Genomic DNA, 15703 nt, shown 5'->3' with positions numbered 1-15703 from the left:
TGTCCCTTTCCTTTCATAGGTGACTAGTCCGCACCCGCCTTTTGTTTCGCTGCCGGGATCAGTCGGGCCATATTGACCGTCCGCCGAATTTCCCACGTTGACGGGTCGTTATGGTCAAACTGCTCAAGATAGGAGATGACTTCTTTCGTAATCGGCGTCGGAGTGGACGCACCGGAGGTTACGCCTACGCGGCGCACCGGTGCCAGCCATTCGCGCTGCAGCTCGGTAATATCGGCGATCCGGTAAGCCTTCACTCCCGCGATTTCCTCCGACACCTGCGCTAGCCGATTGGAGTTGTTGCTCCGTGGATCACCCACGACGAGCACCAGATCCGCTTCCTTGGCTTGCTCCGCCACCGCCTCTTGACGCACCTGCGTCGCAAGGCAGATTTCATTATGAATTTCGGCATGCGGGAATCGCTCCAGCAGCCGGTTCATAATATGCTTAATATCCCACTGACTCATCGTCGTCTGGTTCGTAATGATAATCTTATTCGTCGTCAGCTGAAGCTGGTCCGCCTCTTCCGGCTTTTCGATCAGATGCACATGCTCCGGTGCCACGCCAACGGCGCCTTCCGGCTCGGGATGTCCCTTCTTACCGATATAGATGACCGCGTAGCCTTCCACCGTTTTCTCGCGAATCAAATCATGCGTCTTGGTTACGTCCGGACAAGTCGCGTCCACGACTGTAAGCCCTTTCTCTCTTGCACGCTTGCGTACCTCAGGCGATACCCCGTGTGCAGTAAAAATGACGGTCCCCTGCTCGATCTGATCTAATATTTCCAAGCGATTCGGGCCGTCCAGCGTAATAACCCCTTCATTTTCAAAAAAGCCTGTGACATGCGCGTTATGCACAATCATGCCTAAGATGTAGACAGGTCGCGGCAAATTCAAATTTTTGGCCGTTTGCATCGCTAGCGCCATCGCGTCCACTACGCCATAGCAGTAGCCGCGGGGAGAAATCTTGATAACGTCCATCCTGCACCTGCCTGTCGAAAAATTGAATAAAATCTTTCTATTTCATTATACCTGATTCCGTTCCGGTAGGGAATGCCTCTCTGCCCTGTCCAACTCAACCATTTTTGGGGAAATGACGGGTAGCCAGATAATGAAAGTCGACCCCGCATCCTTGAGGGTTTTGACTTCGATCGAGCCCTTGTGTTCGTCGATGATTTGCTTGGCGATGGACAGTCCCAGACCCGTCCCGGCCTTCTTGCCGCGCGACTCATCCGCCCGGTAAAACCGGTCGAAAATATGTGGAACCTCGTCCTTATCCATCCCAATGCCCGTATCCTTAATGCGGATTCCGATCTGCCCGTCATGGCGCAGCGCATCGAGACGCACGTAGCCTTCCTCCGTATATTTAAACGCATTCTCAATAAAAATGAACACGAGCTGCTGCAAATAATCCGAGCTGCCGTACACGTAGATGCCTGCGAGCGCAGATAAATCACCGATCTCCCATTCCACCGTACGCGGCAGAAGCCCTGCTCTTCGCGTGACCTCTTCGATCAGCGGCAGCAGCGCAATCTCGGTCTTGGCCATCTCAATGCCGGCATCGGCGCGCGCCAGCGCCAGCAGGTCCCCAACCAGCCGGGACATGCGTTCCGCCTCGCTCGAAATGTCGTGCATCGCTTCCAGCGACAGCTCCAGCTGCATTTGCTCCTCAGGGCTAGCGGCTAACGCCTTTTGCTTCCACATTTTTTCCAGCAATTCGACATTGCCCCGAATCGTCGTCAGCGGTGTCCTCAGCTCATGCGAAGCATCCGAGGCGAAACGGCGCTGCGTGGAATAGGCTTCCTCGAGCTCCGTGTACGCATTTTGCAGCCGTCCGAGCATCCCGTTGATCTTACTGGTCAGCTCGCCGATCTCATCGTTCGGGCCGTAGTATTCAATGCGTTTTTGCAGATCGGCCCCTTTTTCTATCTGATTGGTGGCATCGATGACCTGTTCAATCGGACGGAGCGCTTTGCGCGCTAAGAACCACCCTACGGAAGCCGCAAGCACTATGGTTGCAAGCGCCGTAACCGTCAAGATCAGCCGGAGCATGACGAAAATGCGGTCATACGGCTCGACAAAGATCCCCGCCTGCAAAATCCCTACCGGCCTATCGGAGCCGCTGGGAAATTGAGACGCATAGATCGGCGCGTAGTACATCATGAAATCCATGTTGTCGATGCGCAGTTGTTCAAATTGACAGGTTCGATCCAGGACACAGTTTATTTTTTTCTCATCGATGTCTGGCAGTGTCAGATCAGATTCGGCTAACGTATTGGAAGGGTATTTCTTCCCAGTCTGTACATTGACCACCTGGAACACCATGTTGCTGTTGCGCAGCGTGGTGCCGACCATGACAAAATCGAACGAAAAGCCGCCGCTCGGCGTGAAGCCAACCGGCTTGGGCTTGATCCGGGCACGGACCGTCTCCGCCTGATTCTGTAGATCATCCTGCAGTGTATTAAAGTAGTTGTTATGCAAAAACAAATACAGTCCGAGTCCGAGCAGCAGCAATGTAGCGGACAGAATCCCCGTATACCACAGCGTCAGACGCAAACGAATGGACATCTCAGCTTTCCCCTCTCAGCACGTATCCCGCGCCCCGCACTGTCTGGATGATGCGTTTGTCCCCATGCTCCTCCGTTTTTTGCCGCAGCAGCGCAATGTAAACTTCGAGGACGTTGGATTCGCCACTATAGTCGTAGCCCCAGATTTTCTCCATAATAATGTCTCTGGACAGCACCCTTCTCGGATTTTGCATAAACAGATGCAGCAGATCGAATTCCTTTGTCGTCAGCTCCACCAATTGACCGCCGCGGAATACTTCACGCGTGTCCAAATCCATTAACACGTCTTGGTACTGCAGCCGGTTCGTCGACTGCTCCGCTTTCTCCGCCGTCTTCCGGCGCAGCATTACACGGATCCGGGCTAGCAGCTCTTCCAGCGCGAACGGCTTGACCAAATAATCGTCCGCCCCCATATCGAGCCCCTTCACCCGGTCGGATACCTCGTCTTTGGCCGTGAGCATCAGCACCGGCACGTCCGATCCGCCTTCGCGAATACGCCGAACCACTTCCCAGCCATCGAGCTGCGGCATCATGACGTCAAGGATGACAATGCCCGGATCGTGCTCCAGAATTTGCTTCAGCCCGTCCATTCCATGAGAAGCCGTAAACACCGTGTATCCTTCAAACGCAAGACTTCGACGGAGCATCGATGTGATTTTTTCATCGTCGTCAATGACCAGCACTTTTTCTCTCATAAAATATTCCACCTGCCCTTTACTATGTATTGTATCAAAACTGGTGCCATAGAAAAAAGAGACAGAGCACAGGGAGCTGCGCACTGCCTCTTATCATTTACGTTTATTTTTGTTCTGCGTTTCGATCGCCGATGGTGACATCGATGGCCTGCTTCTTGCCGTCGCGCATGATGCCGAACGATACCTTGTTGCCGACTTTCAGCTTCTTAATCGCAGTGACCAGCTCATCGGATGTTTTGACCTTTTGACCGTTCAGCTCAGTGATCACGTCATAAGGGCGGATACCGGCTTGGAACGCTGGGCTCTTACGCTCCACTTGCGCTACGATCGCACCGTCGGTGTTATCCAGCTTCAGCTCGGACAGCCACTCTTTGTCGATGTTTTGCAGCTGAACGCCGATGTATGGAGCCGGTTCTTTCGGGATTTTCACGTTGTTCTTCAGGTTATCCAGCACCGCGGAAATCGTGCTTGTAGGAATCGCAAAACCGATGCCTTGCGCTTGCGAGCTGACTGCTGTGTTGATCCCGATGACTTCACCATTCATATTGAGCAGCGGACCGCCGGAGTTCCCTGGGTTAATGGAAGCGTCCGTTTGCAGCAAGTGCTTGTATTCGCGTGTCCCCTTGTTGTCCGGAATACTGATCGGGCGCTCTTTCGCACTGAGCACACCTACCGTTACCGTATGGTCGAAGCCGTAAGGGTTACCGATCGCCACGAGCCAGTCGCCTACATTCAAGCTGTCTGCGCTGCCCAGCGGCAAGGTTGGGAAATCTTTATCGCTGTCAATCTTCAGTGCGGCCAAATCCAGGTCATAGCTGTTGCCGAGCAGAGTCGCTTTCAGCGGCTTGTCGTAGCCTTGAACCGTGACCCAAATTTCGTCTGCGCCGTCGATGACGTGCTCGTTGGTCAAGATGTAGCCGGATTTCTCGAAAATAAAGCCGGTCCCCATCCCGCCTGGCTGCAGCTGGTCGTTAGACTTCGGCTGCTGCTTGCTGCTGCCGCCATCGTCACCGAAAAATTGACGGAAGAACGGATCGTCGAACAGCGGGTTGCCGGAGCGGCCGGACGAGCTTTTCGCTTTGACCTTGGTTTCAATCTTAACGACCGCTGGGCTGGCTTGCTCTACGATCGAAGAAATATTGTTCGGACGACCCAGGTCCAAGGATGATGCTTTCACGCCGCCGCCGCTGTTCGAGTTGCCCACCGACGTGGAGGACGTTGGTGCTTTTCCGGTCAAAACGCCTTGAGCACCGGTGAACAGGTTCATCTTATCCGAGGCGAACATGAGTGAGCCGACGACCACTACCCCCGCCATGAACGCGGCGAAAATGCTCTTGAATCCGGCAGCCGGTTTCTTCGGTGCGCCCAGCTGCCAGTTGCCCATCGGATTCGAGTTCGAATTCGAATGGTCGCCATCCTCTCCAAAGGTGAACGAGCGCAGCGGCTTCGGAGGCGTCACTTCTACCGGCGTCTCTTCCGAGCTCCCTCTGGCGACGGTCTCATCTGCGTTCGGCTTGTAAGGTCCGTAGGAAAAATAATGGGAGGTGCGCTCTTTCTGCGGCTCCTCTTTCATACCCCGCTCTTCTTCGCGGCCATGCGTATCGTTATTCTTCGCATCGTCCTTCGGACGACGAAAGAAGTCGAAGTTATTATTGTTGTTATTGTTATTATTCTCCAAGTGGATGACCTCCATTCAAAAATAAGGACGATGGTGTAAGTGCGATTGACTACTTACTATTCTTGACTTTATTTTGCACCTGCAACCTTAAAGAAACCTTAAAGAAAAATAAATGAGAGGTAAAATAAGCAAGATTTGATCCCGTCAGAAAGAGAATCAAAGTCTCTATAAAGCTACTATAGTAGAAGGAACGCGTTTGTCCGGACGCCTCGCGGCCCCCGGACACGCTTTCAATTTGGAGTCTGAGTAAGTTTCTCCTTATTCGTCATAGCAATTACGCGTCGAAGTAGAAGGCCCCACCTCACCAAAAGATAGCGATTCCGCTTCCAGTCTGACGTTGTCAGACCGAAGCGGAACATCGCGAGCACCCTCCGCCAACGTTTCACCACGCGCCAACGCGTACCAAAGGTAGAGCGTGTCCGATTCATGCCTGCTGAAAGTCAGGCTGGATCGGACAAACGCGGGGATACGAGCCGCAGTCACACCATCCCCCTCGCACCCGCTCCACAGACAGCCTCGTCATCCAAGGGGCGAAACCCTTGGAGTCCCTTAGAAAGGGGGATTTAGGGGGTTGCCTCAATGCCACCCATTCTCCACCTCATGGAGCAAAGACTTCGCTTCATTCACCCATTTATCATCCACCGCCGCATCCTTATCAAGCGGTTCCTGAAACTGATTCACCAGGGCGCCGTACGTCCGCATCTGCGCTTCCTTGTCCAAGCCTTCGTTGTATACATGCTTGAGCACAAATGGCGTGCCGAGCTGCACCATCGCATCCGTGGCCCCGGAATCTCCATCTAAGGTGCCGTGCGTCACTTCGAACGGGATGCGCAGCCACACTTTATGCGCTTCATCTAAATAACGGTCAAACGAGCCATGCTCATAATCCCAGTTGCCTCCTAAGGCAAATTGATGCTCATGCAAATAACTGCGAACCTGCTCAAACGCTTCCTCACGGCCGGTCAAATTGGAATTTAATGGGTACATCTTGTTCTCCTCCGCTTCATTACGAATCTGTTCCAAAACGTTAAAATTAGAATGAGCTTTCCCAGGGAAAACTATGCCTAACAATGTTTCACGTAAGGTTTGGAAAGAAAAATCCTCACTTTCGCCAAATTCAAGCGAACATTCCAAACTTGATGTGATAAAATCTAACGTTATTCGTTGACATATTTATCACTAGACCCGTATAATGAGGTGCAAAAGTGCTGTCATACGTACGTATTTTAGGAGGATGAGAAAGATGGATTTAAACACCTTGGCTAGCGGCCTGGATACGATTTGGGTCGTGCTGACAGCCGCCATGATACTGCTGATGGAAGGCGGCTTCGCCTTGCTGGAAGCAGGATTTGTACGACAAAAGAATGCGGTCAGCATCATTATGAAAGTGTTCGTCGACATTACCTTCGGGGCACTGATCTTCTTCTTTTTCGGCTTCGCATTAATGTATGGAAAGGATGCCTTCGGACTGATCGGGACCAGCGGCTTTCTGATGGGAGGAGACTTAACACATATTAATATGAGCATCTCCCACGATACCTACTGGCTCTTCCAATGCGCCTTCGTTATCGCCGTCATTTCCATTGTTTCGGGAGCGGTTGCGGAGCGAGTCAATTTCCATGCTTACATTTTATATACCATCTCGATGACGGGGCTCATCTATCCGGTAGCCGGGCACTGGGTATGGAGCGTAGGCGGCTGGCTGGGAAGCCTCGGTATGATTGATTTTGCAGGCTCTGCGGTCATTCATGCCTTGGGCGGCTTTTCCGCTCTGGCTGCGGCTATCATTATCGGACCGAGAATCGGGAAATTTTCGGAAAATGGTACAGCCAACATCGTCCCTCCCTCCAACCTGCCCCTGGCTTCCGTCGGAGCGTTTATTCTTTGGTTCGGCTGGTTCGGCTTCAACTCGGGCAGTACGCTTAGCGCAACGAACGGATCGATCGGGCATATTGCCGTAACGACCATGCTGGCAGCGGCATCCGGCGGAGCCACCTGTATATTATTCACGATGCTGCGCTACCGCAAAGCCGATCCTCCGATGGTTATCAACGGCTCTTTAGCGGGCTTAGTCGGGATTACGGCGGGCTGTGCGTTCGTAAGTGATTTGGCAGCCATCCTGATCGGCTCGATTTGCGGCATCGCGATGGTGTTTGTCACCGAGTTTATGGAATCCAAGCGCATCGACGATCCAGTTGGAGCCTTCCCCGTGCACGGCATCAGCGGCAGCTTGGGCACGCTTGCAGTTGGCTTGTTCGCCAAACCGGAGCTGACAGCAAACGTGGGCAAAGGCTACAGCGGCCTTTTATATGGTGGCGGCTTTCATTTGCTCGGCGTTCAGCTGCTCGGACTGGCAACAGTATCGGTCTGGGGCTTTGCTCTGACATGGGTCACACTGAAGCTGATCGGCCGCGTGGTTCCAGTGCGCGTAAGCCGCGATGAAGAATTGATCGGTCTCGATGTCGGAAGCCACGGCGTTCCGGCCTACAGCCAAGACCATGATTTCATTGAGCTCGATCGGCTGAAAATAAGCAATAACTAAGCAAACCAATAAGACGCTCTCCCGACAACCACGGGACTTCAGAGCGTCTTTCTTCCTTTTTGGATAGTTTTTGGATAGTTTTTGGATAGTTGTTGAAATCGTTTTTAGACACAAAAAAACCCCCTTAGCGCTGCGATCAGCATTCAGGAGTGTAATCATCATGATATTCATATGAATTAAACCAGTTCTTTTTCCAGCTCTTCGCTAACGTCCACCAAATCTGTCGGCTTACTTTCCTTCATAATGGCGCGAGCATTCTCAATTTCTTGACGCAGTTTACGAATCTGCTCCATTGGTCTCTTGACGTAGTGGATATATTCAACGGCCAAATGATGATCCGGCTTCTTCCCTGTAAACATCCGGCGAAAAGCTGACATCGACTGGTAACTTCGCTCTTCCATGAGCCGTTTTTTCTCATAACGCTCAACAACTTGCTCAATTTCAGCGATCTGTTCTTCTTTGCGAGCGATATAGGCTTCTAGAAACGGGTAAACCTCAGCTGCTTTCCGTTTGTTCATATGAATCGAGCCCCCTGTAAGCAAAGCATTCAGCATGAGACATCACCTATCTCCTAATGTTAACATTCATCACAGTAATCTTATTTTACACCAAAACATTCGCTTTGAAAATATGTAATTTCGTTCGTCTTTTGGTTCATTGTGACAATTTCCTTAACATTAAAACGGAGAAAATGAAAAAGGAAACCCTGACGGCTGTCCGCTGAGTTTCCTCCGTTATGGTTGCATGCTTAGATTACTTAGAAGTTTTCGTTTTCGTTCGCATTCTGCGTCTGATTGTTAAAGCTTTTCACTGCCTGGTTTTGCTGCGCGTTTCTCGCAGCTACTTCCGTAGCAAATTCGGTGTCAGCTTTCATCTTCTTGTTGTTTTTGTTCTTCGCCATGATTAATCACCTCCCCTACGCCCTTATTATGGGTAGTTGGAGAAGCCATTATGTTTGGTAAATTTTAAAACAACAGCTCTTTTTTCAACTGATTCCAGAGGGCTTCATTAATTTTGCCGTCGCCTTTTTTCACGACAAACACATTGAGCGTTTTCTTGCCCCATTCCTTATATACCTGATCCTTCGTTTCAAAATACAGGTCGATCCGCTTCCCTTTGATCGCCCCGCCGGTGTCCGCTACAACGCCGTAGCCATAGCCCGGAATATATAGCACGGTACCGATGGGAAACACGCTGGGATCGGCTGCAATCGTCGAGAAGGCCTCTACGTCGCGTGTGACCTTCATTCCCGAAAAGGTGAGACCGTACTCCGGATGACCTGGATTTTTACCCGTGGATTCGCGGCCTGCATAATAGCCTGTCGCCACGACCTCAACGGCGGAGTATTTGGATAAATCTTGCTCTTGGTTCGGGAACAGCTTATAGTTTTTGGCCTTTTGCAAGGTGCTAGTCACCGTGCCCCTCACGGTGGAGGCTGGCTTGGCCTCGGCTGGCATCGCACTTTGCATCGAGGCGTGGATAGTTGTTCCTGCGGCAGCGGCTGGTGCCGGAGCTTCTTGTTTGTCGGCGGAATGCTGATCTTGTTCAAACCACATCAATACGGATAGCATCAGCGTAATGAAACAAATCCATTTTGCATGGCTTGCGGTTTTAGTTAACATAGGTTTTGTTTGTAACCTCCCCTTAATATAAGAGGCTGTCCAACTGCAACCCAAGATATACATCCAAGTATGGAAGAGAATTGATTGGGAACCACAAAAAAGCCTGCTCCCCTCCAAAGAGGGAAACAGGCTCCACAAACAAACTATACTTGTTTCGAACGAATATCGTCGCCGATCAGGCTGATCACGCCGTCCAGGCTGTGAGCGCCGAGGTCGCCTTGCCCGCGTCGACGTACGGATACGCCGCCCGAGCTGACTTCATTCTCGCCGACGACGAGCATGTAAGGGATCTTCTCCAGCTGTGCTTCACGAATTTTGTAGCCCAGCTTCTCGTTGCGCAGGTCTGCTTCGACACGAATGCCAGCCAGCTTCAGCTTGTCTTCGACTTCTCTCGCGTAGTTGTCGAAGCTGCTGGATACTGGCAGCACCTTAGCTTGCACAGGGCATAGCCAAGTCGGCAGCGCGCCAGCGAAGTTCTCGAGCAGGAACGCTGTCATGCGCTCCATCGTGGAGATAATGCCGCGGTGGATAACAACCGGGCGATGCTTCTGACCGTCCGCGCCGACATACTCCAGCTGGAAGCGCTCCGGCAAGAGGAAGTCCAGCTGCGCTGTAGACAGCGTTTCTTCCTTCTTCAGCGCTGTCTTGATCTGAACATCGAGCTTCGGACCGTAGAAGGCTGCTTCGCCTTCCGCTTCGTAGAACGGCAGTCCCAGCTCTTCCACAACCTCACGCAGCATGCGCTGAGACATTTCCCACATTTCGTCGTTCGGGAAATATTTCTCCGTATCCTTCGGATCGCGGTAGGACAACCGGAAGCGGTAATCTTTGATTCCAAAATCTTCGTAAACGTGACGGATCAAGTTGATAACACGGGAGAATTCGTCCTTGATTTGATCCGGACGGCAGAAGATATGCGCATCGTTCAAGGTCATCGCGCGAACCCGGTGAAGACCGGTCAACGCCCCGGACATTTCGTAACGGTGCATTGTGCCCAGCTCAGCTACACGTACCGGAAGATCGCGGTAGCTGCGCATGTCGCTCTTGTACACCATCATGTGATGCGGGCAGTTCATTGGACGAAGAACGAGCTCTTCGTTATCCATAATCATCTTAGGGAACATATCCTCTTGGTAGTGCTCCCAGTGACCGCTAGTCTTGTACAACTCGACGTTAGCCAGTACCGGCGTATACACGTGCTGGTAGCCAAGACGCTCTTCCAGATCTACAATGTACCGCTCCATCGTACGGCGAACGGTTGCGCCATGCGGCAGCCAGATCGGCAAGCCTTGACCTACCTCGTTGGTGAAGGTGAACATCTTCAGCTCACGGCCCAGCTTGCGGTGGTCGCGCTTTTTTGCTTCTTCCAGGAGATGCAGGTGCTCGTCCAGGTCCGCTTTTTTCGGGAAAGCCGTACCGTAGATGCGCTGTAGCATTTTATTCTTTGCATCGCCGCGCCAGTAAGCCCCTGCTACGCTTAGCAGCTTAAACGCCTTAATGCGCCCGGTGGACGGCAAATGCGGCCCGCGGCACAAGTCGAAGAATTCGCCTTGATCATAGATCGTGATAACCGAATCCTCCGGCAGATCGCGGATCAGCTCCAGCTTCAGCGGATCCTCCAGATCCGTGAAGATGCGGAGCGCTTCTTCGCGGCTAACAATGCGGCGAACGATCGGCAAGTTTTCTTGCGTTATGCGTTCCATTTCCTTTTCGATTTTCGCCAAATCCTCTGGTGTCAAGGAGGCTTCCATATCGATATCGTAATAGAAGCCGTCCTCGATCACCGGACCGATGCCTAGCTTCACATTTTTGCCGCCATAAATCCGCTTAATCGCTTGCGCCATGAGATGCGCCGTGCTGTGACGGTATACCTCAAGCCCTTCTTCGCTATCCAGCGTTACGATCGCCAGCGTTACGTCGGTCTCCAGCTTCGTGCTCAGATCGACCAGCTTGCCGTTCACCTTGCCTACAACTGCATTTTTTCTCAGGCCCGGGCTGATTGCTCCTGCTACTTCTTCCACGCTGGTCCCTTCGGCAAACTCTCTGACTGCGCCATCCGGGAACGTTACTTTAACTGCCATCTCAATCTAAACCTCCTCCAAATGTAAAAAACAAAAAAGCGCAAGCATCCCAAAAAGGGACGAGTGCGCTTAGCTCGTGGTTCCACCCTAGTTCAATCCGTCAGCGGCCTACAGGCGAATGCTAGCGGATCCTCAAGACATCCGATAACGGGGATGATTCGGTGATTCATACTGAATGCCGATCTCAAATCGTCATCGTTCCTAATCACAGCTACAAAGGGGTAAACCGCTGACGTTCACTGAAGGGGATTACAGCCGGGTCCCCTCTCTCTGGACAGTACTTCAGCCATTCGTGTCTCTGATCGTTGCCTTATCCTTTATTATATTCAGCTGCGGCGCCACGGTCAAGATTTTGGCATAATCGGCAATAGCCGCACAGTTCAACCCGATTTTCGAAAATTTGGCTGATCGTCTGAATCACTTGAAGCTCCGGCTCCCGCGTATGGATATAAATTTGCTCCGGGGAAACGGTTATAAGCGTACTTACGATCATATCTTCAAAGTTCATATCCTTCTCGAGCATTTCCACCGTTACGACCGCATCAGCGTCGTCTGTATCAATGGGCTCCATCTGATCGTTCAGCAGCATGAATTCGTTGCCGCCCTTGTGAATCAAATGGACAAAAGGCATCTTCGCTTCTTGGATGTACACGAAATATTTTAACAACGAAATAAATTCCTGGTACTGCCGATCCATCACGAACTCGTCCACAGCATATTCCACTACGTCCCGCAGCTCATCCAGGTAAGCCTGCAGCCGGAAGCGCAAAAAGCCCTCCAAATTCAGCTCAGTCTGCTCTCGCAAATAGTCGGTCAGCTCATCGGAAATCTTGCTTCGCCGCCGCAGATAGGCTTCCTTCCTCGATTGAGGATCATTCCATTCCACCGCACCGCTCAGCATTTGCTCGCAGTATCCGATAATGCCTTGAATATCTTCCTCTTGGGAGTAATGGAATTCTTTCCGAATGATTGAGCGGAGCTGACGCTGTTCCTCTTCGGAGATCAAGTAATCTGCAATTGCTTCTCCTGCCCATGCATACACCTGATCACTCTCCGCTCCAAGCTGAAACCCAGGCAATATGCCGCTGACCTCAATCCAGCCGCTTCCCTCCTGACGATGCAGCACCATGTCGATCAAGCTTCGGTTATGTAATCGATCTCCGGATTTCAGCATTATGCTATACAACCGCTCCGCCTGTTCTTCCGAACGCTTCGTTAAATGGACCGTGAACAGCCTCATAGTTACACTCCTTTCATGTGGCAACGGGTAGTCAAACCTTCATCCGCGGCCAACAAAGCTGCAATGGTAAGCATTTCACACGTAAAAAGCCGTACTCCTCCTTTAAAGTATATGGCCCTACAGGCTCAGATATACAAATAACGAGTCTAAGGAGCATAGCAATTAATGAGAGAACTGGAGCAAGCATGAATCAGTGGATTTGTCAATATTCAGATACGATTCGTATATACATTTGTTTGATGATTCAAAATATCGGAGTATCGTGATACAATTGGTATCATAAATGGTGTAAGGGGGAATCAATTTGAAGGACTCGCAGAACCGGTTCAAAAGCCCCGCGGAAGACAATCTCATCCATCTACATAAAAACCTCTACATTAACCGAAACGATCCTCAGTATTATGAAAAATTGATCCGCTATGCCAAGCCCAATCCATCCAGCCTCGAAGCTCACTACAAGCTTGGGCAATATTATGAGCGAAAAGGTCAGACCGACCGCGCACTACATCACTATAGGGAAACGATGCGAACGTATCCGTCGCCCTACTATTATGCGGCCGCTTCCGCCATCCGGCTCTTGAATGGCGACAAAGTTTCGTCAGGCGCAGCGAACCGCCTTTCCGCAGCAGCTGCCTCACCTACCCACACCGCCGCAGTCAAAGCTGCTGCCGGCTCCTCCTGGTTCAGGGTCATGAAGCTGACACTGCTTGTCTTGTTTCTCATGAATGTGCTGCTTATTGCTCTCCTGTACGGCTCAGAGACGATCAAAAAAGCAGTGACCGCGCTAAAGCCCTGGACCGTAGGCAAGGAAGTAACCTACGAAAGTGTGGAGCGTCCGTTCCTGATTCATTTTCCGTACGGGGAATCGTCCGATGCCGTAGAGTCTCTGCTTCACAAGAAAGCGATCGAGCTGGCCCATACCTATCCGAAGCAAAGCATCCTGATCTACGGGGTAGCCTCTCCGGTTCCGACGACGGACGCCAAGGCCATTCCGCTGACGGATGAAGAGTGGAAGGACAAGGCTTTTGTTATCGCGGAGTACAATCAGGCTGTGGATGGCGCGGTCAAAATTCGCTTCTTAAGCCCGGAGCTTACGAAGCTAAAACCGCGGACGGAGGCGGCCGCCAACATGGTGCGTACAGCGCTGCAAACCTATATGACGGAAGCCGGCAAGACGCCGACGGCCATTGATCAATTAGTACAAAATTATCCGCACAATTATTTATCTCAAATCCCTATAGAAGCTTACTCCGGTTCGGCAGAGGTCCGAACCGTTTTTAATGGGGAGGGCGGTTGGGTATATGATCGGTCCCAGCTTACGCCGGAGCTGATGTTTTATCCAAATTGGAAGCTCGGCGAAGGTGAGGCGGGACATGTAGCTTTCACTCCTGTTACACTCACGATCGATAAACAAGCCCACACGCTTTCCGTACGGGCCGGATCCGCCGAGTTGGCTCGATATCAGGTAGGCTTAGGCACAAACGGTAAAACCCCGGAGGGCACTTTCAAAGTGGGTGAGCGAGTACGTGAGCCGCAAGGACGACAGCCCGGGGTGTATGGAGCTGCGGCGCTCGGGCTCGGGGATATTGCCATTCATGGCACCGCCGAACCGGACTCGATCGGACAGGATCGCTCCCTCGGCTGTATTCGCCTAGCGAACGCAGACATGGCCGCCCTGTATCCGATCGTTCCCAAGGGCAGCCAAGTCGTGATCCGCAGGGGCGCAGGACCTGCTGTCATCACCGACTCCAGCCGAATTGGAGAAACGGCTCCATCGGAGCCCTTGATACCGATCTCGCTTGTGCCGTATTTGGGCAACGTTAAACCGTCAGCTGATGAAACCGCCGGAAAAAAGGTATTTCATTGGTTGGGGTGATCGAGCATATACGTATTGACTTCCAAGGCAATCAATGCTAGAATGAATTATTCGGACATAAAACACAAATCACATGTTTATAAAGAGTATCGCGATTGGGTAGGGATACTTTTTATAACATGTGATTTTTTTTGTACTTTGCTCGGGCATATAACAAGTATGAGGAGGTTTTCTGTGCATACAGGTATAGTGAAATGGTTTAACGCCGAGAAAGGCTATGGTTTTATAGAAATTGATGGCGGCGGTAGTGACATTTTCGTACACCATACAGCAATTACTGGCGATGGATTCAAATCATTGGACCAAGGGCAGAAAGTGCAGTTTAATATGGGGCAGGGTATTCGCGGATCGAAGGCTGAAAATGTTATTAAAATATACTGATCTCACCAGCGTCGAAGAGCTGTTCCCTATTGAACAGCTCTTTTCTTCTAAATCCAGTTCTCAAACCAAATTTGAATGGAGTGATTATTTTGTACTTTTCGAAAAGATCGACGGAACCGCTTGAATTGATCCAAACATCCGTTTGGATGTGTTGTGATACAACCTGTTATGGTTGGATGAGAGAAAAATTTTCGTTTGATAAACAACCTCTTTGCCCATTATGCACTTCAAACATGGAGAAAAAGTTGAAAATGCTGCCTGTCCTTTAAATGAATACGAAGACAGTCTAGGAGGCGTATTCGAATGGTCGTTTATAATTATAACGAGATTCCGAAAGAATTAAGCGTGGGCCACTCCTATACATTGCGGGAAATAAGGCTGTATATGACTGTCAACAAAGAGTGTATCTTTCTTCATGCAGACATTAATGCGATAGATGGGGAATCCCTTCAAAAAGTGTTTATCGTTTCTAAAGATGAGTATTACATTCATCAGCAGACGGATCGTTCTTACCAGATTCCATATAAAAAAAAGACGATTTACTTATTAGTTGATACCCTTACTAATTGAAACCTAAATCTTTGGCTCGCCCCTCAATACAAAAAGGGCGAGTTTTTTTGTTCCTCGGCCTTAATAAGCTTATGTTGCGCAAAATCTCGTAGCATGTGTTACGCTGTGCCGGAATCTTGCCCGCTTCCTGAAATACATACACCGAATTATATCGCGTCCTTTACTCTAGTAAATACTAAATATTTCTGCCCAATATAGTTAGACAAAGTATAAAAAATTGCTCCTAGCAGTGTAACTAAATTATGAACGATATAAGTATGTATTCGTAATAAGATGTCTCAGTGAACTACACACCACCTAAGAGGTGGGTGCTTCGTAGTCAATAGAGCTACTGCTCCAAGTTTAGCTACGCTCCAAGGGCAGTTCCTGCCCCGTTGGCAGTTGCAATCTACATTGCGAGTTTTAGCAAGTTTAGCGCGGCGTTGACATCCCGATCATGGGTAGCGTTGCAAGCT

The 15703-nt window shown here is 50.7% G+C and carries 15 protein-coding genes; 5 read left to right on the top strand and 10 right to left on the bottom strand.

Annotated features, from left to right (window positions below; all coding sequences use genetic code 11):
* Positions 1–23: 23 nt before the first annotated feature.
* The 5 genes from FPZ49_RS32290 to FPZ49_RS32270 form a co-directional block, all read right to left on the bottom strand.
* A complete protein-coding gene (locus FPZ49_RS32290) occupies positions 24–977 on the bottom strand; it encodes a 4-hydroxy-3-methylbut-2-enyl diphosphate reductase (RefSeq protein WP_144854449.1) in 954 nt (317 codons plus the stop codon).
* A gap of 45 nt (positions 978–1022) precedes the next feature.
* Entirely contained in the window at positions 1023–2564 is a 1542-nt protein-coding gene (locus FPZ49_RS32285; protein WP_144854448.1) for a sensor histidine kinase, read from the bottom strand.
* 1 nt (position 2565) lies between these two features.
* A complete protein-coding gene (locus tag FPZ49_RS32280) occupies positions 2566–3258 on the bottom strand; it encodes a response regulator transcription factor (protein ID WP_144854447.1) in 693 nt (230 codons plus the stop codon).
* Between the two features lie 103 nt (positions 3259–3361).
* A complete protein-coding gene (locus tag FPZ49_RS32275; protein ID WP_391563897.1) occupies positions 3362–4831 on the bottom strand; it encodes a S1C family serine protease in 1470 nt (489 codons plus the stop codon).
* A gap of 681 nt (positions 4832–5512) precedes the next feature.
* Positions 5513–5923 (bottom strand): YugN-like family protein, encoded by a 411-nt coding sequence (locus FPZ49_RS32270; RefSeq protein ID WP_144854445.1) that lies wholly within the window; start codon positions 5921–5923, stop codon positions 5513–5515.
* A gap of 256 nt (positions 5924–6179) precedes the next feature.
* Here FPZ49_RS32270 and FPZ49_RS32265 point away from each other — a divergent pair, with 256 nt between their 5' ends.
* Entirely contained in the window at positions 6180–7478 is a 1299-nt protein-coding gene (locus FPZ49_RS32265) for an ammonium transporter (protein WP_144854444.1), read from the top strand.
* 176 nt (positions 7479–7654) lie between these two features.
* On the opposite strand, the gene FPZ49_RS32260 is transcribed toward FPZ49_RS32265, so the two are convergent.
* The 5 genes from FPZ49_RS32260 to ytxC form a co-directional block, all read right to left on the bottom strand.
* Positions 7655–7996 carry a hypothetical protein gene (locus FPZ49_RS32260; protein WP_144854443.1) on the bottom strand — a complete coding sequence of 114 codons (342 nt, stop codon included), beginning with the start codon at positions 7994–7996 and terminating at the stop codon, positions 7655–7657.
* 239 nt (positions 7997–8235) lie between these two features.
* Entirely contained in the window at positions 8236–8379 is a 144-nt protein-coding gene (locus FPZ49_RS36215; RefSeq protein WP_186446233.1) for a hypothetical protein, read from the bottom strand.
* 64 nt (positions 8380–8443) lie between these two features.
* The gene (locus FPZ49_RS32255) at positions 8444–9100 is read right to left on the bottom strand and encodes a 3D domain-containing protein (RefSeq protein WP_144854442.1); all 657 of its coding nucleotides are present in this window, start codon (positions 9098–9100) and stop codon (positions 8444–8446) included.
* 143 nt (positions 9101–9243) lie between these two features.
* Positions 9244–11181 carry a threonine--tRNA ligase gene (gene thrS / locus FPZ49_RS32250; RefSeq protein ID WP_144854441.1) on the bottom strand — a complete coding sequence of 646 codons (1938 nt, stop codon included), beginning with the start codon at positions 11179–11181 and terminating at the stop codon, positions 9244–9246.
* Positions 11182–11491: 310 nt separating this feature from the next.
* Positions 11492–12421: a putative sporulation protein YtxC gene (ytxC, locus tag FPZ49_RS32245; RefSeq protein ID WP_144854440.1), complete on the bottom strand. Its 930-nt coding sequence runs from the start codon at positions 12419–12421 to the stop codon at positions 11492–11494.
* 304 nt (positions 12422–12725) lie between these two features.
* On the opposite strand from ytxC, the gene FPZ49_RS32240 reads away from it, so the two are divergent.
* The 4 genes from FPZ49_RS32240 to FPZ49_RS32225 all read left to right on the top strand — a co-directional run bounded on the left by FPZ49_RS32240 (position 12726) and on the right by FPZ49_RS32225 (position 15248).
* On the top strand, positions 12726–14297 hold the full coding sequence (locus FPZ49_RS32240) for a L,D-transpeptidase family protein (RefSeq protein WP_144854439.1): 1572 nt from the start codon (positions 12726–12728) through the stop codon (positions 14295–14297).
* A gap of 174 nt (positions 14298–14471) precedes the next feature.
* Positions 14472–14678, top strand: a complete 207-nt coding sequence (locus FPZ49_RS32235; RefSeq protein ID WP_144854438.1) for a cold-shock protein — start codon at positions 14472–14474, stop codon at positions 14676–14678.
* A gap of 80 nt (positions 14679–14758) precedes the next feature.
* A complete protein-coding gene (locus FPZ49_RS32230; RefSeq protein WP_261381732.1) occupies positions 14759–14947 on the top strand; it encodes a cold-shock protein in 189 nt (62 codons plus the stop codon).
* Between the two features lie 34 nt (positions 14948–14981).
* Positions 14982–15248 (top strand): hypothetical protein, encoded by a 267-nt coding sequence (locus FPZ49_RS32225; RefSeq protein WP_144854436.1) that lies wholly within the window; start codon positions 14982–14984, stop codon positions 15246–15248.
* Positions 15249–15703 lie beyond the last annotated feature (455 nt).

This window comes from Paenibacillus cremeus, from assembly GCF_007786445.1.
GTDB lineage: Bacteria > Bacillota > Bacilli > Paenibacillales > NBRC-103111 > Paenibacillus_G > Paenibacillus_G cremeus.
Note: the sequence above shows the minus strand (reverse complement) of the source record. Positions and strands in the feature narration are given on the sequence as shown.